This is a genomic window from Hahella sp. CCB-MM4, from assembly GCF_002260525.1.
In the GTDB taxonomy this organism is placed as follows: domain Bacteria; phylum Pseudomonadota; class Gammaproteobacteria; order Pseudomonadales; family Oleiphilaceae; genus Hahella.
In genome coordinates this window covers 39,093-60,043 of sequence record NZ_MRYI01000017.1, presented here as the reverse complement: position 1 = coordinate 60,043, position 20,951 = coordinate 39,093, and the positions used below count along the sequence as shown (strand labels likewise).

Sequence of the window (20,951 nt, the reverse complement as noted above, 5' to 3'; positions counted from 1 at the left end):
TACAAGATCAGGTTGTATCTCGGTAGAGAGGTTTAGAATACATAGAGGACAATATGTCGCGCTTTTTTCGATGGCTCATACACCCGTTATTTCTTGCACTGGTTGGCTTGATCGCCCTTTCTTTGGTGATATGGTTCGGAGCGGATTACGTCAAATTCGGTGATCCGGCAGAAGCCTTGTCGTCTATGGGGCGTCTGGTCGTCATTCTGGGGGTGTGGATATTCGGGCTGATCATTTTCATGATCAAGCTGTTGTCCCAGCGCAAGCAAAATGACGCTATGGTGGAAGCCATCCAGGAAGATACCGGTCCCTCTGCTTCTGATGAAGAAGCTAAGGTGATTACTGAGCGCTTCAAGGATGCGATGGGCATATTGAAAACCGCCCGCTTTGAAGGACGGCAGGGTAGGCGTTCTGTTTATCAGTTACCCTGGTACATCATTATCGGTCCTCCCGGAGCAGGTAAAACGACAGCTCTGGTGAATTCGGGACTTCATTTTCCCTTAAAAGAAAAGCTTGGCATCCAGCAGATTGGTGGGATAGGCGGTACTCGTAACTGTGACTGGTGGTTCACGGATGAGGCTGTGATCATCGATACGGCAGGGCGATACACCACCCAGGATAGCGACAGTGCCCAGGATAAATCTGCCTGGAATAACTTTCTTGGATTATTGCGTAAGCACCGGACTCGCCGCCCAATCAACGGGGTAATACTGGCGGTCAGTATCCAGGACCTTTTGTCTTCAAGTGAAGCTGAACGGCAGCAACATGCCGAGCGTATTCGTTCCCGTCTGCAGGAGTTGGCGGAACAGTTCAGCGTCAAGTTTCCTATCTATTTCCTGTTTACCAAAGCGGACCTGATCGCCGGTTTCAATGAGTTCTATGAAGACCTGACCTCCTCTGAGCGCGAGCAGGTATGGGGGATGACTTTCCCGTTTTCCGAAAACCAGAATGCATCCCAGACGGCAGATTATTTTAGTCCTGAATTCGAAGCGCTGGTGCGGAGACTGAATGACCGGGTGATCTGGCGTGCTCATCGCGAGCGTGATACGGCAAGACGCGGAAAAATTCTTGGATTCCCGGGGCAGGTAGAGAACCTGAAGGGGATTCTGGATAACTTTATCAAGTCAGTGTTCACAACCAGCCGGTTTGAGAAGCAGTCTATTCTGCGAGGAGTGTACTTCACCAGCGGAACGCAGGAAGGGAGACCTATTGACAGAATTCTTGCAAATCTGTCCTCAAATTATGGGATCAACTATAACGTTGCTGCGACTCCTCCGGGCTCGGGTAAGAGTTTCTTTCTCCACCACCTGATGAAGTCGGTCATATTCCCGGAATCTGAATTGGCCACTTTGAATGTCGGTTATGAGAAGAAGGTGAAATGGATTCGCCGCGTTTCTTTCGCGTTAATGACTCTGGTATTTGCCGGGGCTGTTGGCGCCTGGACTACCAGTGTCCTGAGTTCCCAGTCTTTAATGGGGGATGTTCAGGTTGCTCTTGACGAGCATGACAAGCTGGCCAGTGAAACCCCTGAACCCAAGGACTTTGAACAGCTGATCAGCATATTGCAGCCGCTTCAGAATATTCGGGTGCTGTATGAAGAGAACAGCCATCCCTGGCTGAGCAGTCTGGGGTTATATGACTCGGGTGTAGTCAGTAAGACCAATCTGACATATGACCGGGCTCTGCGGCATTTCTTCAGGCCGATGATTCGACAGCACCTGGAAGGTGTTCTGGTGACTGAAACCAATAATGACGCCCTGTACGACGCATTGCGTGTCTACCTCATGCTCGGGGATGAAAGTGTTCGGGATATGACTGAAATCAAAGGCTGGTTTTCAGATTATTGGGCGGAAAAACTACCGGGACAAGCTGGACAGCAAAACCAGCTAAAAGGGTATTTGAATCAGCTTCTGGATGACAGTTATACAAATCTGTCACTTAGAGATACGTTGGTTGAGAGAACCCGGAGCAAGCTTCGCACTATTCCAATTGAAAAGCGTATTTATAAGCAGATTCAGCGTCAGCCTGAATATGCTGGCACTTTAAATCTTCGGGATGATCTCGGTGTAGATATGCGGGCATTGTTTAATGTATCCGGAAGTGCACTGCAGGTACCATTGCTGTTCACCAAAGCCGGATACAATAGCCTCGATTTGTCGCCTAATTCTGATCTGGTGCAGAAATATTCCAGTGAACAATGGATATTGGGAACTGAGAAGCAGCAGGATTTTTCTGAGAAAGACGTCGAAAACATCGTCAATAAGATCAAGGCACTCTACTTTGCTGATTATATCCAGGCCTGGTCTCAGGCGCTGGCTGCCCCCAAAGTTGGTGACTTCAGTTCTTTGCAAAAAGCGCGCGACTCGGTTGCTTTGAGTCTGGATCGAACAGAATCGCCAATGAATGCATTGTTGATCCGAGCCAGCAAAGAAACCTTGTTGACTCCTAAACTACCCGAGGTAGATGCTTCTGGAAGAGCAGGTAAGGCATTGGATGCTGTAGGCTCCGCATTGGCAAGTCAGCGTCAGCCAACGCCTGTAGATGAGCACTTTAAACCTCTTCACAAGTTGATAGAGGAAAAAGATCTGGAGCGTTACACAGAGAAACTGCAAGGACTGTTTGACAAGCTGGAAGAAATTTCTTTGGCACCGAGTTCCAGTGAGGCAGCATTCAAATATGCCAAAGGGCGTTTTGCAGGCTCCAGTGATGATCCGATTAAGGCAATACGAATTACTGCGTCAAGAGCTCCTGATTACCTCAAAGGCTGGCTTGAAGCCATGGGAGACCAAAGCTGGAAAGTGTTGTTGGGAGCAGCCAAAGGGCATCTTGATAACAGTTGGAATCGCGATGTTTATTCTGCTTTCCAGAAGTCCCTGGCCAATAGCTTCCCATTTGCTTCGAAGTCCAGCAGCGATGCGGCAATGAGTGATTTCAGCAGTTTCTTCAAGCCCGGCGGGATCGAAGACAGCTTTGTAAAAGCAAATATCAGCCCGTTTGTCGATAGTAAGTTGCGGGCCAAAGCCGTAGATGGGCGTTCTATCGGGATCAGTGGGTCGTCGCTCAACCAAATCAAGCAAGCGGCTGCCATGCGTCAGGTGTTCTTCGGTGACAGCGGAGAAGATCCGTCCATTAGTTTCCAGGTGAAACCGCATCTTTTGGATAATACGGTCCGGAGATTTGATCTGGAAGTGGGTACTCAAAGACTGCGCTACACGCATGGGCCTCAGCTAAGCAAGAAGATGCAATGGCCAACGTTTGATAAGCCTGGGGCCAGAATCGTTTTTGAAGACCTGAACGAGACTCTTCACCAAACCGCGTACGATGGTGATTGGGGGCTGTTCAGGTTGTTGGAAGACGCTTCTGTCGAGCGGGCCGGGTCGGCACGTCGATATCAGGTCAGTGTTGAGGTGGAGCGCCGGAAAGCGCAGCTTGAACTGCTTGCCTCAAGCACCTTGAATCCTTTCTCTGCAGGATGGATTAAGCAATACCGGTGTCCGGAATCCTTGTAATGTCTTCTGAACTATATAGAGAGCTGCATTTATGCTCTGTCGGCCAAGGGCGCCAGGGGAGAATAGGGTATGACTGAAACCAAGTTAGGGTATTTTGGAAAACTGCCCTGCACCGGCGATTTTGTGCAGTTCAACCTCCCCGGGTCGATGAGTTCAACTTGGGATAAATGGCTGCAAAACAGCCTGTTGGCGAGCCAGCAGGCATTGGGAGAGCATTGGCTGGATTACTATCTGGTCGCGCCGTGGTGGCGATTCGTATTGCTGCCATCCATCGTGAATGAGCAAGCATGGGTCGGCCTATGGTGCCCGAGTGTAGATAAGGTCGGCCGCTATTTCCCTTTCACTATGATGTATCCTCTGGAGGCCGAGGTCGCCCCCCTGGATGTGATGCTGAAGAATGCCGTCTGGTATGAATCTTTGGAGGAACTGGTTGGGCTGGTATTGGACCAGTCAATTGGTTTTGACGAGTTCAGGCAGGCATTTCTTGAGCTGCCTCAGCCTGATATTGATAGTCCTCAAATGGGCGATTTAAGTGCCCTTAGTCTTGATGTGCCCATGACCGCAGCAGGGCCATTTCAGGTCACCAGTGCTTTGACGTCCGCACTGCTACACAAGCAGGGGGCGAAGCAAAGCTTCTGGTGGACAGAAGGCTCAACATGGGTAAGGCCTAAGTTGATCAGTAGTAACCTATTGCCAAAATATCAAAGTTTCACTGCTTTCATTGACGGAAAGTGGCAGCAGTGGGGCTGGCAGGGTTTGTATTAGACAAAAAATAAAAAGGCGCTTTATTCCGGTGAATGCTTTTACATGCAAGTCCGAACTTCGAACTCATCAGGGAAATGTGAGAACTCACAATGAAGATTCATTGGCAGCACGCGATGACGATGGCCTGTGGGTGGTTGCAGATGGTATGGGAGGGCATCATGCGGGTGATTACGCCAGCCAGAAAATCGCCAATACACTAAAAAATGCAAATTTAAGGGCTTACCTGGTTGATGTCGTTGAGCAGGTTGAGGATTGCCTTATCCGGCTTAACAGTGAGCTGATCGGCTATGGGCATGAGCAGTTTAACGGCAATAAAGTTGGTTCAACGGTTGCCTGCCTAGTGATTCGATATGGAGTAGCTGTTGCGATTTGGGCAGGGGATTCACGGGTCTACCTTCTTCGTAACAATAAACTTTTCCGTATTAGTCATGATCACAGTAAAGTCCAGGAAATGATGGATGTTGGACACCTGACCAAAGAGCAGGCGGAACAAAGTCGTTTTAAGAACATGTTGACCAGGGCTGTCGGCGTTCATGATGAACTGTTTGTCGATATCAATGCATTCACCGTCAAGCCAAAAGACAGGTTCCTGATCTGTACTGACGGTTTGTACAATGAAATTAGCGAAGCGAAAATTCTTCAGATCATTCAGCAGTCAAAAATACAGAAATCTTCTGATCGTCTCATGAGTGAGGCGTTGGCGGGCGAGGCTCGCGATAATGTGAGTTTCATCCTGGTAGAGGTGCAATAAGATGACAGCAACAAAATATAATGATCAACTTATGGCACTGAACCAGAAGCAGCTGGATGAAGATGTAACCCGTAGTGAAATTCGCCGCCAGCGTCGACAACTTCTGGAGGCTGTGTTAGAAGATCGGGAGAACTATAGTTATAAAGGTGGCGCGAGCAAATCAAGAACGATGGTCATAGGGTTAATCCTATTTTCTATGGTTGGGGTTGTTGCCGCCAGTTATCTGCTTTACCGCCTTTCCATTCAATAGTCATCATATTTCCTGACTCCTGACTCCTGACTCCTGACTCCTGACTCCTGACTCCTGACTCCTGACTCCTGACTCCTGACTCCTGACTCCTGACTCCTGACTCCTGACTCCTGACTCCTGACTCCTGACTCCTGACTCCTGCTTGGTTCCTCAAGTTTTGAGACTGCAGCGTTGCAAAATTCAAGTTACTAACCGGGAATAAATTACGGACCAGGATGGTAAGACTGCTATGTATGCTGGTATGGGCTGTGTAGATGTTTTGGAAAGGGAAGGTTACAAAAAGGGGGAGGTGTTAATAGGAGCAATAAAAAAGGGAGAATTTCTTCTCCCTTTTTTTAGGTTTTGGTATCAGCCGATTAGAGCTTTTTACCAGCTTCCAGGTCGTAACCAACACGCTCTGGAGTAGCACCTTTGTTAGCGCGGTCCGCAGCAGTGTAAGCCATTACCACTTTAGCGAAGCTCAAAGAGATTGCTTCACTAGGAGCGGAGTCAGCGCCGGCAGATACTGAGTAGCTGCTGATCATTACGTCTTCCAGCTCGTAAGAAACGTATTTTTCGATTTTGTCTGCTGCAGTGCGGACAACGTCGATTTGTACTTTAACGCCTGCATCGCCAGTCAGAGACTCTTTGAACAGACCTGAAGAGGCGGTGTCCATCAGTTTGGAAACTGCTACTTCGCTGATGCTTGGGCGGGTAGCTTCCCGGTTAGACATGTGACCGGCTTCCATCGTGATGTGGCGTCCAACGCCGAACTGAAAGCTGTCCAGACGAATCCAGTCCTTGTAACCCTCAGCAGTTACGTTACCTTTGACTTTCAGCCCGTTGTAGTTCATGTAAATTGCCATGGTGTTATTTCCTTCTGTTGTGTCAGTTTGACAGTTTAACTTGGTGTCACTTACTAAAGCGGTATTGCTTTCAGAATCCCGTCAAAAAAAATATTTTTTTTCGACATTTTTTTTCTTCCTTGTAGTCGATTGATTTGAAAAGGAAAAAAATCCTGATTTCGGTTGGCTGGTTTCAGATCGTTAACGGCTCACTCTATATATAAGTGGGCGAAATGGCTCAACCAGAACCGTCGGCGTCAGTAAGTATGGTAAGAGACTTTCGATCCATCAAGTCTAGTCATATGACTATTATGGAATGGCAGTTTCTCTATCCCTAGCAAACTATCAGTTTGATCATAGTTGCAGCAGAGGGAGACTGTCTGTAACGGAATATACTAGTTTATCTTTTAGACAAGGTTTGTGAAAAATCAGCTAAAACCAATTGGCTAATCCGAACGGTATAGGCTGTCCTTCGAATTGAATCATTTATGTTACAAGTTATAATTTTTTGACCATTTAACTAGCGTATTAATTTTTGGCTACTGGCTCTTCCAGCAGGAAATAGTGGCTGGCCGAAAGCTGATATACTATGCCGGTTCCGCCACAATCAGGAATGTTGTATGATGAGGCGCTCAAAAAATGTACTTGTGTCATCGGTACTACATCAAGCATTGGACGACATTGTTGTTGTCAACCTGCCATTGTCGGGATCCGTTGTGCTTTCCTGCTACTGAATGCTGAGAGGCGCGGGGCTGAATAGAAAGAGGGAGTTTGACCGTCTTATTTTCTGTGGCGGATATGTCGAAATAGTGAATATGTCGATAATGAGGAATACTTTTTAGCAACACCGGATATGATTGCCTATTGCACCTACAGAAGCTTTCTGTGGTGGTCGGTAGTTTGGAAAATAAAAGTGGATTTTAGATAACACGGGCGTCTGTCTTTTTGGTCTGATTCTGGAAAGCCGACCCGAAGTTAGAGAAAGTTGTATTAAAGGAAGGAGTAGAAGAGGATGGTACTCATGACCAACAGGCAAGGGAGAAAGTATTTCCGGGCAGTTTCCTCCGGATTGATCTCTTTGGGTTTAATCGCTGTGCTTGCAGGATGTCAGCAACATCCGACTCAGCCGCAAGAAGAACTGAATATACCTGAACAGGATTCACAGGCTGACGTTGTTGTCGCACCCGCATATGTGGCCAAGCCCGGACTGACCCCGAAACAGCGATTCAGATATGCCCTCAAGAAGTTAAACGCTGATAAGACTGACGAAGCTCTGGTGGAGCTTGAGACTTATCATGAATCTAATCCCGATGATTCTCGGGCCTCTCGCATCATCAAGCAAATAAACTCCCCAATAGAGGAGTTGTATCCTGTTGAGTCATTCCCTGTTGAGCTACAGTGGGGACAAACTCTTTCTACACTGTCGCGTGATTACCTGGGCGATGTTTATGGATTTTATGGTCTGGCCAAATATAACGGTATCCCTGTGTCCAGTAAGCTGGTTGTCGGTCAATCCATCAACATTCCTGCAACTGATAGAGCCTTGAGGGCAAAAAAGGAAATAGAGGAAAGGGCTGAAAAGGAAGCAAGTGTAGAAGTAAACACTGAGCCAATGCCGGAAGAAATTGTCGAAATGGAAGAGGACCTAGCCGATGTCGAAGCTCCAGCTGCCGGAGCTTCGGAAGAAACGGCCGATGAAGTGCAAAGTGCTGAAGTAGCTGCAGAGGAAAGTGTTAATCCGGCTGAAGCTGTTGTCGTCTCCGAAGCGACAGCCGCTGAGGCTCAGCGAGAGGAGAACGTTGTTAAGGAGGGGACTCCTGTTGAGATCGTTCATAGCGCTCTGGCCGAAGAAGACTATATTAAAGCAGCAGAAGTTCTTCAGAAAATGAGTGATGAAAACTCGGTACCGGATAGCCTGACTAATGAGATTCCGGATATATATCTGCGTGCATCTAATCAACTGGAGAAAGAGAATCCTGTCCTCGCTTCCAAATATCAGTTTGAAATTGGAAGATTCCTTGCCCAACGTGGGGATCTTGATGCTGCCTTGCCGGCATATCTGCGTAGTGCTGAATTGGATGACACCAATACAGATGCGCAAAAAGCCGCGAAGGAGTTAAAAGCTAAACTCGCCGCCAAATATCACAGAATGGCAACCAATGCCTATAGAAAGCAGGAGCTTGATGAGGCGATATCTTTATGGGAGTACGTACTGGACATCGATCCTGATCATAGTGCCGCCAAGGCGTATTTGGTTCAGGCTAACGAACTGAAAGGTAAATTGTCCAAGATTAAGGATCAATGATTTCGGTCATTGAAGATTGAACCGGGGTGCCTGGCACTTGCCACATCTTTCGTACATCTATCGTAGTTAAAATCAGCAACTCAGAGATTTTAGATAAAATTCGAAAGTAGCCAATCGCTATCAAGAAAGGGAATGTTATGGACTTAGTGGGCAAAAAGATAGGACGTTATCGTGTGGAATCCACCATCGGCAGCGGTGCCATGGCTGATGTGTATCTGGCTTTTGATGTCGAAATCAACCGTCATGTAGCGATTAAAGTATTAAAGCGTGATATCTGGTTGACAGAAAAATTCACTACCCGTTTTCTTAGTGAGGCCAAAGCGGCAGGTATTCTGTCTCATTCCAATATTGTCACTATTTATGATGTGGGAAGAGTTGAAGAGGTTCCCTACATCGTTATGGAATTGGTTGACGGTGAGACGCTTGGTAAAAAGTTAAACAAGGGCGAGCGTTTCACGACAAAGCAGGTCATACGAATAATGCTACAGTTGGCCAATGCGCTGGACTATGCCCATGGAAAAGGAATTGTGCATAGGGATGTAAAGCCCGACAACATCCTGTTTATGCCCGACGGTGAGACCGTTAAGTTGGCTGATTTTGGTATCGCACATCGGGATGATAGTAGTGAGACACAAGTAGGGACGATTCTCGGTACACCGCGTTATATGTCACCCGAACAGGCATGTGGTGAGTCTTTGGATGGGCGCTCGGATCTTTTTTCCCTAGGTGTTGTGATGTACGAACTGCTGACCGGAGAGAAAGCATTCAAAGCTGACTCTATGGGAACCGTTGTTGCAGAGATCATCAATAAACAGCCTGAGGGGGTTAAGAAAATTCCTGACGGAATGCCTCGGGGTCTACATAACATTTTGCGCCGCCTTCTCGAGAAGAGACCTGGCAAGCGTTTCAATAGCGGCCGTGAACTGGTTGATGCACTCCATTGGGAGCTTGATGCTCTCATTGATCAAGAGGAAAAGGCAAAGCAACGCTACGTCCCTTTACACATCAAGTGGACTGCCATTATGGGCGGCATAGTGGCTCTGGTGCTGACCATAAGCATCTTTATTGTCAATCGAATACAGAATCAGATGCTGATAGAGCAATCTATTGATGGTGGAGTTTCGCTAGCAAAGTTTATTGCTTCAGAGAGTGCAATCCCTGTGCTCGGAGAAGACTGGATTACCGTTGAGGCACTGGTTAAAGACGCCGGCGAGCGTAATACCTTCGAGTATCTGGTTCTGCTGGACCACAACAAGGAGGTCAAGGCTACCACCAACCGGGAAATGTTGGGCAAAGGATTACCTGCTTCAAACGGAGAAGTTATCTATCAACAGGATAACGTGACTGTAACCAAATTATCTGAAGAAGACGGTGGTACTGTATTCGACTTTGATACCCCCATATTTTTTGGCGATACCCCTGTCGGATATATTCACCTGGGCTTACAGCAGGACAGATTGGAAGAGGTTATTCAATTTACCTCATTGCTAATTATTGTTGTGGGTCTTATCGCATTGTTGTCTGTTGTATTTATATTTTATGGTTTTGGCCGGCGGATGGGGACGCGAATTCGTCTGCTTAAGAATGCCATGACCGGTTTGGCGCAAGGGCATCTGAACAGGAGGATTCATCAGGAGCAGAATGATGAGATTGGTGATCTCTGTCATAGCTTCAATGATATGGCTTCAAAATTCCAGGAGATGCTCCAGCCTGCGACTGAGCATGATTCAGATGAAGAAGACCACGAGGAAGGCCTCGCTGAGAGTTCATCTGATGGTCATGAAGAAAAGGCTAAAACGGAAAAAGATCAGCAGTCTACTCCTCTTGATATTGGAGATATGACCGTCCTGGCTCCAATGGACGATGTTTATTACCCGGACAGATCGGGTATTGATATCGACTTGGCAAAGGTTGGCTCCAAGTCGAAGAAAAATGAAGGAATCAAAGAAGCAAACGATCAAGAGTAGAAAGCGTTTTGTGTAAAGGGATGTTTAAAATTCTGGCCCTGGTTATGGCTGCTGTAGTGTGTGTAGGCTGCCAAACCAGGATTCCGGGGATATCTGTACCTGTAAATTCACTTGAGATTTATGACTACAATCAAGAATTTCTGATTGTAAGATCTCGGGAAAAAGACAGTTTTGAGAAAATTTCCAGACGTTATTATGGGGATGCTGCGGAATCTTTCCGTATTCAGGAGTTAAACCCTCCCTTGAGCCCGTCCGCGGGTCAACTGGTTGTTTTGCCACTTAAAAACCGTAACCCAACGGGGGTGTACCCGGGTTATTACAAAACAATTCCTGTTCTTTGTTACCACCAGTTTACCGATTCAGTCACGTCGTCCCATCCTTTGGTACTTCGCCAGAAAAAGTTTCGGCGCCAGATGCAATATCTTAAAGATCATGACTATCAGGTCTTAAGATTGGAAGATTTGAGCCAATACCTGGAGGGTGACAAGCCTATACCGGATAAGTCTGTCATTTTAACCATTGATGATGGATACAGAAGTATTTATGACGTGGCCTATCCGATACTTCGTGAGTTCAATTATCCGGCAACGGTATTTGTATACACCGACTTCGTAGGGGCGGGCGCTGCTCTAACCTGGGGTCAGATTAGAGAGCTTGAAGATGGTGGTCTCATCAGCTTTCAATCACATTCGAAGTCCCACGCTTCATTGGCTACCGGGCAAGAACCTGATCAAGCCAAAATTGATTTTATCCAAATCGAAATAGCACAGCCCAAAACCGTTCTGCAGCATAAGCTGGGAGTAACGTCACGGCACTTTGCCTATCCATATGGAGATAGTAGTGAAACCGCGGTGAAGTTTCTTGAGAGTGAAGGGTATGAACGTGCATATACTGTGCAGGCTGGTGGCAATCCGACGTTTGTGGATCCGATGCGAATGCGACGTGCCATGATATACGACACCGATACGCTTGCCAGCTTTAAGCTTAAACTCACCACCAGGGAAAAATTCAGGCAGTGATTTATGCAGTTCAACCCATGCCTAGTTATATGGAACTCGGGGCGTTGTCCCTATAGAAAATCTGTCCATACCTATCGATTGCAAAGTGGAATATGCCAAGGACCTGATAAGGTCGTTAGGGGAGTGTTACTGTTCTTTGTCATGTTGTTTGTTGGTTGTGCTCAGGTGCCTGTATCGCCTGAAGACGCTGCAAATGTGGAGGAGTTTTCCAGGTTCCATAGGCAGCAAGCACAGCAATTGATTGATTCGGGAAGCTATTATCAAGCGCTGATTCATGTTGAGATCCTGGCGATGGTCGATCAGGGGAATGGGCGTTACAGGAAGAATATTAGAGAACTTTGGGAACGTATCAGGAGCAGAAAGCAAAAGTTGCTTGAACAAAGTCAAGTAGCTGGAAAAAAAGGGGACGTCCAGAAAGCCTATCAACTGCTGTTGACTGCGTTGAGCCTGGATCCGGAAGATACGTCATTGCTTCCCTTGTTGAGAAAACACTACTCTGCTGAATTGCGTGGGGAGCAACGAAAAAAACAGGCTATTTACGCCGGTACCCGCAATGATTCCAAAACCCAGGACAAACAGGACAAAAAAACAAGTCAGGTTATTCCTGTGACCATGCCGTCCGTAGCTGTTCAAGCGGAAAGTTCAGTAGGAAATCTTCGGGAATTGTTTCTTCAGGGGAAGTACCAGAGTTTAATTTCTGAAGCCGAGAGCTCTGGTTTGGCTCAGGGGAATTCGGAAGTAACGGAATTGCTTGTTAAGTCCCATCTTGCACTTGCGAAGCTGCAGCGTAGTGCCGGTGAACTGGAGAAGGCTGCGTATTATGCAGTCAGAGCGTCAGCCTACCAGACACCTTCAACAGATCTCGAAAATGAGCAAATTCAGATTCGCAAGGATGTGGCGCTGGCATTATTGGAAGAAGGTAAGAGTCTCTTGAGAATCGATCTTGAGCGTGCTGTACATATATTGGAAAAAGCCAAAGAGCTAGATAATCAGGATGGCGGTATTCAATTGGCGTTAGAGCGGGCTTATCGGTTAAAAGATAATTTGAGCCGGATTAAAGGTGGTGCCCCTTAGGTTTTATACAAGTGGCTAGGTTTTATCAAAGAGATCAGTCTTAATCAGAGAAATCACTTTTGATCAAGCACTTGGTTTCAAACAAGAGACTTGGTTTCAAACAGAGAGTAATGGAGAGCAGTTTGAGTAGGCTAACAGATGGTATTCTGATCTTGAATCCAGCGGCGGAGGATAATTCAAAGTTTGAGGATTTTCATCAGTCCTTAATTTATTTGGTTAACCACGGGGAAACTGGCGCAGTAGGTGTAAATCTTAATAAGTTTTACAGTCAAACGGTTGATAAACTCTCTGAGACTCGGGGCTTACCCAGGCCTCTAGATAATAAATCAACGCTGGTACCCAATATCATCGCGGGAGGTCCATTAAATGAGGGTGGGCCATGGGTGCTCCAGCCGTCCGAAAACAACTACGAGGTTGCCATTGGCAATCAATATTTGTGCCTGGCTTTTTCAGATGATGCCTTTGAAGCATTGTCAGTAAATTCAGGGCAACCCGCAGTGGTAGGGGTTGGTACTGTGGGATGGGGTGAGGGACAGCTGGAAAGAGAGCTGGCTCATGGCCTATGGCAATATCTCCCATCTGATTACGACTTGCTGGCATCCATCCCATTTAATGATCCACCGTTATTTGCAGTACATCTACTTTTGCAGCTCAAGTATGGTAAGAGTCCTGTAAGGCAATAGAAGAGAGAAGAGAAGGTCGTATTCTGATCGTCAGAATAGCCTGTAGGGGCTTTCAACCATGGTTGTCATTTCCCTAAGCCTGGCTATTGGATGGCGGGTGCCTCTAAGAAAAACAGGCCTTCTATAAGGGTAAGTCAGGATAAAAAATTATGACTGGTTTAAGGCAAAAAAAGCGCTTAAGCAGATAACAGGAAAGTTTGCACATCGTGCAGGGTTAAAATTCATGGCTTACCCTCAGGCTGACGCTATACTGGAATAGCTGAGAGTTAAGGGTATCAATTGATGCCAAGTGGCTGATTGTTTAAACAATTGGCCCCGATGATACAGGACTATAAGGTTTCAGGTTATGCCGATTAAACAAGAGAACCAGATAATTACAGTATCCTCACCGTTAGGGGCGGACGTTCTTCTCATGAATAGCTTTCAGGCTACTGAGAAGCTCTCGACGCCGTTTAAGATTACCTTAAACGTTTATACCTCAGAGGAGAGTATTGATCCGGCCAAAATCGTCGGCAAACCCGTCACAATCAAGGTGATATCGGACTCCAAAAATCCGAAGTATTTCAACGGCATTGTATCCAGTCTTGTGGCTGGGGGATCTAAAGATCGCCGGGTCCGGGACTATACCCTGACACTCGTACCCTGGCTGGCATTACTGAAACACCGCAAAAATTGCCGGATATTCCAGGAGAAGAAAGTTGATCAAATTATCAGCAGCATTTTTTCTGAAATGGGGTTCAGTGATTTTGAGTGGAAGCTGCAAAAAAGTTACCAGCCAAGGGGATACTGTGTTCAGTATCGGGAATCCGATCTGGATTTTGTTACCCGTCTGCTAAGTGAAGAAGGGATCTTCTACTACTTTAAACATGAAGATGGTAAGCATACTCTCGTATTAAGTGATTATGCCAAAGGCTATGAGTCTGTTCCTATTGCCTCTCTGGATGTGGTTGACGGGGCGCATACCAACTTTACGGTAAAAAACTGGAGGCACAGCTACAACTTCCTCAGCGGTAAGGTCTCCATCACTGATTACAATTTTGAAACTCCGGCCACCAACCTGGCAGCTTTTCAGAAGAGCCTGGTCAAATTGCCGAATATAGATAAGTTCGAGGTATATGACTATCCGGGCGAGTATGCTCAAAAAACTGAAGGTGATAACTACGCCACTACCCGCATGGAGGCAATTGAAAGCGGATATTCGATTGTTGAAGCCGGCAGTGATTATCCACATATGGCACCGGGTTATGTATTCACTGTTGGTGAGCATCATGACAAGTCTGAGAAAAAGGCCAAGTATGTCATCACATCGGTTGTGCACCGTGGAGAGGAAGGTGGTTACCGCTCAGGTAGTGGTGGATCTGGCACCTATTCAAATACTTTCGTTTGTGCCCCGGCCGATACGGTAATGAGGCCTAACGCGAATATCGCCAAACCAGTGGTTGGTGGCACCCAAACCGCACTGGTTGTAGGTCCCTCTTCAGAAGAAATTTTCACCGACGAATACGGTCGTATCAAGGTTCAGTTTTACTGGGATCGTGAAGGCAAAAAGGATGATAAGAGTTCCTGTTGGATTCGTGTGGCACAAATCTGGAGCGGGAAGAAGTGGGGGGCTCAATATATTCCCCGCATCGGCCAGGAAGTCGTAATCTCATTTCTTGAGGGAGACCCTGATCGTCCGCTGATTATCGGAAGTGTGTATAACGCCGAGGTGATGCCTCCTTATGAGCTGCCTGCCAATAAGGCACACAGTGGTGTGAAGAGCCGATCCACCAAGGAAGGCGGTAAAGAAAACTACAACGAAATTATGTTCATTGACGAAAAGGGCAGTGAGCTGGTTCGGGTACATGCTGAGAAGGATCGGGATATTTCGGTCGAGAATGATGACGACGAAAGTGTTGGTCATGACCAGAAAATCTATGTCGGCAATGACCAGACCGAAAAGGTTGAGAAAAACCGTACGACGACCATTGGTGAAAACGATAAAGAAGATGTCGGTAAAAACCAGGAAATCAGCGTTGGAGAAAACCAGAGCGAAAGCATAGGTAAGGATAAAACGCTTGCGGTTGGTAAAAACCAGACTATCACTATCGACAAGAGCCATACTGAAACCATCAAAGAAAACTCCACTCTATCTATCGGTAAGGAGTCCAAAATTGATGTAGGTAAGGACCTAACGGAGAGTGTCGGTGGTAAATACACGGAATCGGTTACCAAGGAATATGTGCTCGGTGCTAAAAAGATTCAGTTAACGGCCAATGATGAGATTACCATCAAGGTGGGTAAAGCCAGTATTTCCATGAAAAAGAACGGCGATATCACTATTAGCGGTAACAAGATCAACATCAAGGGATCTGGGAATGTCACCGTTAAAGGCAGCCAGATCAAGGAAAACTAGTTGCCTGGTGGTAATGGACCAAGATTATTTTGAGGAATAGACTTCATGGCCAAGAAAAAAGTCATAAAGAAAGGCGACGACAATTATGATAAAAAGCTGATTGCCTTTGAGGATTTCAAGGTCAAGTTTGAAAAGGCGAAGAAAAAGAAGCCTGTCAAACACGATAAAAACGCACCACACTTGGCCAGCCAGACGCTGTTTTCGGGCAATATAGTGAAAGGACAGCACTACTACGAGAACAAGACAGGCCAGGAATGTGCGGTTGCCAATACCTATTATGCCTACAACGGCTGGGTGTATCTGGGGGACAATCCTCCATCAGACCGTAAGATATATGACAGCCCCAGCAAGGACTTTGGGGCGTTTTATTCAGAGGAATACAAGCCTAACTTCTATCAGAAGTTCCCTATCAAAAGTATCGAAACAACGAAGACTTCAGCTTTTCTGAAGCTTGCCCAGGCGACTATTACCCCAGGCAAGCAACTTGATGTTCGATATCTACGCAATGTGTGTGATCTGCTGGATAAACGTAAAGGCTATATCGGCCAATCTTTGCCCTATCACTGGGAAGCACACCACGTATTACCTATGAGTTGTTTCCTGGATTACTTCAGTGCAGAAGAATTGCAGATCATTCTGTTATCTGACTACGACATCAATGATGGAAGGAATATCATCTTTTTGCCAGTTGCTTCAGAGGATACGGCAGTGCATGACCTGCCTTATCATCCCTCCAATCATTTGAAGTACAATAAAGAAGTAAAAAGTGAGTTCAAAAAGATCAAAGATAAGATCAAAGAATTGAAAGATGAGCAAAAGCCTCACGAAGCGATTGCCGCAAGCGTGGAGGATCAATTGCATTTGATCGAAACTGACATGTTTGAATATGTTAAGGACTTTGGAACAGAAAGACTTGACTAGGTGAATGGAGATAAGAAGTGAAATATTATGTGTTGTTAACCGGAGATGTTGATGATGCGGCCATTATAGAAGGTCATCCTGACGAGGTTACTGATGTCATTGCTGGATATAAGTTCCGGAAGGCCGTATCCCTGGTTAAAGAATTCCCCGCGTTACCTGGATATTCCATGGATCCTGAATTTCCTGATAATCGATTGTTAACCGATTCGTTAGACAATACGGATGAGTTACTCATTTTTTCTGAAGCCCTGACGGATATTGTCAAATCTCTAGAGCAGGAAAATATAGAGCTGTTGCCGGTTAAAATATTGGACCACAGGGGAAAAGTTGCTTCTGAAAAGTATAATATTATCAATGTCGTAGGAACGGTTGACTGCATTGATTGGGATAACTCCAAATATGTTGTCAGCCCGATGGATTCTGACGAACTACATCGGATAAAAAAACTGGTTCTTATTGAAAGTAACATACCTCAAGGTACTCATATTTTGAGACTTCATAAGAAACCTGGACAAATTCTGGTCAGCGAGAAGTTCAAGCAGTCAGTAGAAACTCTGGGGCTGACAGGAATGCGATTTGTCGCGACAGAAGATTTTAAAGGTCGATAACTACTTCGATTCTCTTCTTGAGTTCTCGTGGAATTTATATGGTCTGCAGGCTCTAGTTACGGTTTATTGATACGTGCCTCGATAGATCAGCTCATATTCATCCTAATGACCTCAATATTGCTTTGCCATTTAGTATCGATATAGTTAGCTGACATTTCCAAAATATAAGACCAAGGTTGGATTCCTATGCCTACAATGCAGGATGTTGCCGGCAACGCCAGTGCGCACCTTAATACCGTTAAGGGTGAATTTGATTGGTCTTTGCCGTTTCCAAAGCAACTGACCTTATTCAAAGAAGCCGTTACCGCCTTTAAGGTTGTGGGGTACGCTGCGCTGCTGGATGAAGGGAACATACAGAAATTCTTCGTGAATATGCTGAGTATTTCTCGTAATTGGCTAAAGTTGATGCAGGCCGGTAATGCGGATCCTGCCGCACCAAAAGTTCCAGCATCTGAAATGAGTGCTCTGTACTGTGCCCTGATATGTGGTGATGATGATCTGCTACGGAATATCTGTGAACAATCTTCCCGGAAAAAGATTTCCCCTGAGTATGATGATGAATTCCTGGTCGCATTATTTGTTCAGGAACTTATTCTCAAAGAAGTTTTCGGGCAGAACATCAGTACTGACCTGGAAAAGGTGCTTCAGGATATTGAAGACTATCTTGAAGAGGAGCCAGCCATTGCGGTCTTTTTAAGATGCCTGCTGGAAAAGAATAAGGATGAGATCGAAGATGCCTTTCTCGCATGGCATGAAGAGAATGTGGATGCCATTAATCAGAAGGCCGATGCCTCTTCAGCGCGCTATACAATGCAGGTCACACGGTATATTGCCCTCGACGGCCTTGGATTGGCAAAGCTGGCTGAAAAGCTGGGGTATAAGTTACCCTCCGATATGGCGCTGATTCCATCAATCGCCAGAGTACCTTTACCTTTGAACTATGCTAATCAGATTGAAATGATCGGTTGAGGAGAGTGGGATTGATCCTAAGAATTTCTGGTATGGGAATGGCGACTTGTTGTCTGGATGCAGATACTTCCTGTGCTGCCGCCCGTGCCGGTATTACCAAAGTATCAGCATTGCCGAAGCTGTTTGCAGCTCCTGGAGAGATTGAGCCGGTACCACTCAACGGCTATCAATACCCTTTTCTAGAGGGATATTCAGGCGCTTCCAGACTGGCCCAGCTAGCATACAAAGCTCTGAAGGATCTCATGAAAGGTTTGCCAAAGGCTGAGCGACAGCCATTGAAACTTTTCATTCAAATACCTTCTTCCACAGTTCGGCCAGAGCTTTTGGATCAGGAAATCAAACAGGACAAGGACAGTGCTTCATTGTTCAGAATTGCCTTGTTGAATATTATTCAGCGCGATCCATATACTCGCATGCTGGCAGATATGGATATTGAAGTCCTGGTGGCAGAGCCGGCAGAGTTTGTCTTTGCAATGAAAGACGCTCACGAATACCTGAATCAGCATGGTGGCGCAAGATGCATCGTCGGTGCAGTTGACTCTCTGTTGGGCGAGAAAACGGTTGAACTGTTGTTGGCCCGGGAGCAAATTCTTACACCTGATTCCTCTACCGGATTTCTGCCCGGGGAGGCTGCGGCCATGTTACTGCTCACGAATCAAGATGAACAGGGGACAGTAGCTGGTGTTTCGGCAGTTCAGTACGGCAATGAAGAGTACGATTTTTATCCGTCAGATATAGAAGTTTCTGAAGAAGGCGAGGAGATTGAAGATGACGAGGAGAATGAAACCTCGACATTTTATCATGGCCGGGAAATGGCTGCTGTGATTAAAGGTGCCTTGGAACATGGTGGCATTCAGAATGACAAGTTCGATGTTTTTACAGGCTTTGGTGAGTTTCCTTCAAGTCGTGACCGTGCGCTTGAATGGGGGAATATTCTCGTTAATTTGAAACAGCATTTCTCTAATATCGACCTGATTCAGTGGCATTTATGTGAAGACAGTTTTGGGGGGATTGGAGTGGCATTTATGCCGGTTTCGATTTGTTTAGGACTTCACGCGGTCAGGCGAAAGTATCTGAAAGGCCGTCATTTTATCGTATCAGCCACTTCTGATACCGGCGGAAGAGCTGCGTTGATGTGTTCGGCTTGATCTAGCGTAGTGCGCAAGTCCGTAGATTCGAAGTCGGTAAGAGGCCTGCTTCCATAAAAAAGGGCTGCTAAAGCAGCCCTGATAAGAAGTAGTTACAGCTCGTATCTCAGGCCCACATTGACTTGATAAGCTGTGGTATCTTCATAGCCCAGGATCTGGCTATAGTCTCCAAATACCGACCAGCCTTTCGTCAGCACTGCGGAAGTACCAAGCCGCAGTTGATAGAAAAGACTTTCCTCACCTTCTGAACCCAACTCAAATGACTGCTTGCTTGGATCATTGATAAAGACAAAGGACACGCTACCGTAGTTGCCTGTTGTTTCGTTAACGACACTTACACCAGCGTATGGCACTAGCACACCCCAGTCCTGGCTGATGGCATAGGACGCATCCAATCCAGCTTTGAAGGTGTATTGATTCAGCTTTTGCTTATCAATGGCCAGTTCATAACCCTGGCCGCCGCTTTCTTCAAAAGCATCAATTTCGACAGAGACGTAATCGGCGCGGAGATATGGGGTTAATTCCAGCGCGTTCATATGAACCGGGTAATTTACTTGGACACTAGTGAAATATTGGGTGGCGTCTGTGTCACCAAGGATGTTGGCTTCAAAGTCTCCGCCGGGCTCCTGGTAGGAAATGTGGCGACGGGTATCGAAGCTGCCTCTTTCCGTTCCAAGTTGAAGGTTGAAGTTCACGCCTTTCCAATCTGCCGTAGAGAACAGTATGACCGAATACAGATCGGAGTCGGTCGAGCCGGCGTTGTCCGCATAATCCAGTTCATGATTGTTCCAGCCAACAGCAAGGCCTGCGAGGATTGCAGAGGTGAAGCGGCGATCGATCCCCACGGTAAGCCCGGTTGCTGAATAGTCATATCCGGCTTCCAGTGTCGTGGCATCACGTTCCACATCAGAATAGTTGGCGCTGGCAAACAAACCGAACTCTGGAGAGCCGGTGTCTCCAGCCGTACCGCCGGTTACAGGAAGATCATAACCGTTAAACGAAACTGCGACAGGTCCGGAACCGGATCTACGCTGTTGCATGTGTTGATTTATGATATCCATCTGTGTTCTGGCTGAATCCGTCGTCACGCGCTTCAGAGCCAAAAATTCTTCCGGCGCAATCTGGGTCATAATGTCGTCAAGCCGCTCGGGATTGCTAGCGGCGATTTCGGACAACGCATCACAGCGATCAACCAATTCGTTGGAGGCATCTGACAGCCCAAGTTCACCGCAGGCAGTATCGAGACTGGCGGCAACTCTCTTATTTGTTGAGCCCTTTACTCCTGATTCAAGAGATTTGGTTTCTCTGTCAATTGGTCCGTCAGCTGCTTCTACGGTAACTGTGACTGTTCCGATAGCATATTCGCCTTCGGTTGGGATATCGCCTTCGCCCACAATATCGCCTTCAGCTAACATTAGCAGTGGACCGCCGTATTCAGGAACCGATTCTATCTTGTAGGCAAAGGTATCGGGGCCAGTGTAATCTGCAACGGGTTCATAAGTGATGCTTCCGTCGGGATTAATAGTCAGTGAACCATGTTCTGCACCGCCGGCCTCGACAATCCTAAGTGTATCGCCCTCTTCTGCAGCCATATCATTATCCAAGACAAAGATATCGACTGCTTCACCTTCCTTAGTGGATGCATTATCGTTATTGGCTGTGGGGGGGAGAGCTAGAGCGTTGCCTGTAAGAGCGGTGGTAAAAATAACATAAGGGATACGTTTATCCATTAACGAGACTCTCTATTCCGTATTCAAAATTCA

16 protein-coding genes are annotated in these 20,951 nt (G+C 46.5%); 14 read left to right on the top strand and 2 right to left on the bottom strand.

Going from position 1 to position 20,951, the window contains the following annotated elements:
* The first annotated feature begins 53 nt into the window (after window positions 1-53).
* From tssM to BTA51_RS30275, 4 genes are all read left to right on the top strand, one after another.
* Window positions 54-3,509, top strand: a complete 3,456-nt coding sequence (gene tssM, locus BTA51_RS22975; RefSeq protein WP_094711433.1) for a type VI secretion system membrane subunit TssM — start codon at window positions 54-56, stop codon at window positions 3,507-3,509.
* 69 nt (window positions 3,510-3,578) lie between these two features.
* On the top strand, window positions 3,579-4,274 hold the full coding sequence (gene tagF / locus BTA51_RS22970) for a type VI secretion system-associated protein TagF (protein ID WP_094711432.1): 696 nt from the start codon (window positions 3,579-3,581) through the stop codon (window positions 4,272-4,274).
* Between the two features lie 76 nt (window positions 4,275-4,350).
* Window positions 4,351-5,025: a PP2C family serine/threonine-protein phosphatase gene (locus BTA51_RS22965; protein ID WP_246841143.1), complete on the top strand. Its 675-nt coding sequence runs from the start codon at window positions 4,351-4,353 to the stop codon at window positions 5,023-5,025.
* Between the two features lies 1 nt (window position 5,026).
* Window positions 5,027-5,275, top strand: coding sequence for a hypothetical protein (locus BTA51_RS30275; RefSeq protein ID WP_168188269.1), 249 nt, complete (start codon window positions 5,027-5,029; stop codon window positions 5,273-5,275).
* 356 nt (window positions 5,276-5,631) lie between these two features.
* Here BTA51_RS30275 and BTA51_RS22955 read toward each other — a convergent pair whose 3' ends face one another.
* Window positions 5,632-6,120, bottom strand: coding sequence for a type VI secretion system tube protein Hcp (locus tag BTA51_RS22955; protein ID WP_020408560.1), 489 nt, complete (start codon window positions 6,118-6,120; stop codon window positions 5,632-5,634).
* 1,000 nt (window positions 6,121-7,120) lie between these two features.
* On the opposite strand from BTA51_RS22955, the gene BTA51_RS22950 reads away from it, so the two are divergent.
* The 10 genes from BTA51_RS22950 (at window position 7,121) to BTA51_RS22905 (ending at window position 19,188) form a co-directional block, all read left to right on the top strand.
* Window positions 7,121-8,404 (top strand): lipopolysaccharide assembly protein LapB, encoded by a 1,284-nt coding sequence (locus BTA51_RS22950; RefSeq protein ID WP_141215657.1) that lies wholly within the window; start codon window positions 7,121-7,123, stop codon window positions 8,402-8,404.
* Window positions 8,405-8,541: 137 nt separating this feature from the next.
* Window positions 8,542-10,371, top strand: coding sequence for a protein kinase (locus BTA51_RS22945; protein WP_094711428.1), 1,830 nt, complete (start codon window positions 8,542-8,544; stop codon window positions 10,369-10,371).
* 242 nt (window positions 10,372-10,613) lie between these two features.
* Window positions 10,614-11,390 (top strand): polysaccharide deacetylase family protein, encoded by a 777-nt coding sequence (locus tag BTA51_RS22940; protein ID WP_168188268.1) that lies wholly within the window; start codon window positions 10,614-10,616, stop codon window positions 11,388-11,390.
* Between the two features lie 123 nt (window positions 11,391-11,513).
* Window positions 11,514-12,464, top strand: a complete 951-nt coding sequence (locus BTA51_RS22935; RefSeq protein WP_094711426.1) for a hypothetical protein — start codon at window positions 11,514-11,516, stop codon at window positions 12,462-12,464.
* A gap of 110 nt (window positions 12,465-12,574) precedes the next feature.
* Entirely contained in the window at window positions 12,575-13,147 is a 573-nt protein-coding gene (locus tag BTA51_RS22930) for a YqgE/AlgH family protein (protein WP_094711425.1), read from the top strand.
* Window positions 13,148-13,493: 346 nt separating this feature from the next.
* Complete coding sequence (locus tag BTA51_RS22925; RefSeq protein WP_094711424.1) at window positions 13,494-15,542, top strand: type VI secretion system Vgr family protein; 2,049 nt, start codon at window positions 13,494-13,496, stop codon at window positions 15,540-15,542.
* A gap of 45 nt (window positions 15,543-15,587) precedes the next feature.
* Window positions 15,588-16,463 carry an AHH domain-containing protein gene (locus tag BTA51_RS22920; RefSeq protein WP_094711423.1) on the top strand — a complete coding sequence of 292 codons (876 nt, stop codon included), beginning with the start codon at window positions 15,588-15,590 and terminating at the stop codon, window positions 16,461-16,463.
* A 17-nt stretch (window positions 16,464-16,480) separates the two neighbouring features.
* Window positions 16,481-17,071 carry an Imm43 family immunity protein gene (locus BTA51_RS22915; protein ID WP_094711422.1) on the top strand — a complete coding sequence of 197 codons (591 nt, stop codon included), beginning with the start codon at window positions 16,481-16,483 and terminating at the stop codon, window positions 17,069-17,071.
* 186 nt (window positions 17,072-17,257) lie between these two features.
* Window positions 17,258-18,040, top strand: coding sequence for an Imm49 family immunity protein (locus BTA51_RS22910; protein ID WP_094711421.1), 783 nt, complete (start codon window positions 17,258-17,260; stop codon window positions 18,038-18,040).
* An 11-nt stretch (window positions 18,041-18,051) separates the two neighbouring features.
* A complete protein-coding gene (locus tag BTA51_RS22905) occupies window positions 18,052-19,188 on the top strand; it encodes a hypothetical protein (RefSeq protein WP_141215655.1) in 1,137 nt (378 codons plus the stop codon).
* Window positions 19,189-19,280: 92 nt separating this feature from the next.
* Here the strand turns inward: BTA51_RS22905 and BTA51_RS22900 are convergent, their stop codons facing one another.
* Window positions 19,281-20,918, bottom strand: a complete 1,638-nt coding sequence (locus BTA51_RS22900) for an autotransporter domain-containing protein (RefSeq protein ID WP_094711419.1) — start codon at window positions 20,916-20,918, stop codon at window positions 19,281-19,283.
* Window positions 20,919-20,951 lie beyond the last annotated feature (33 nt).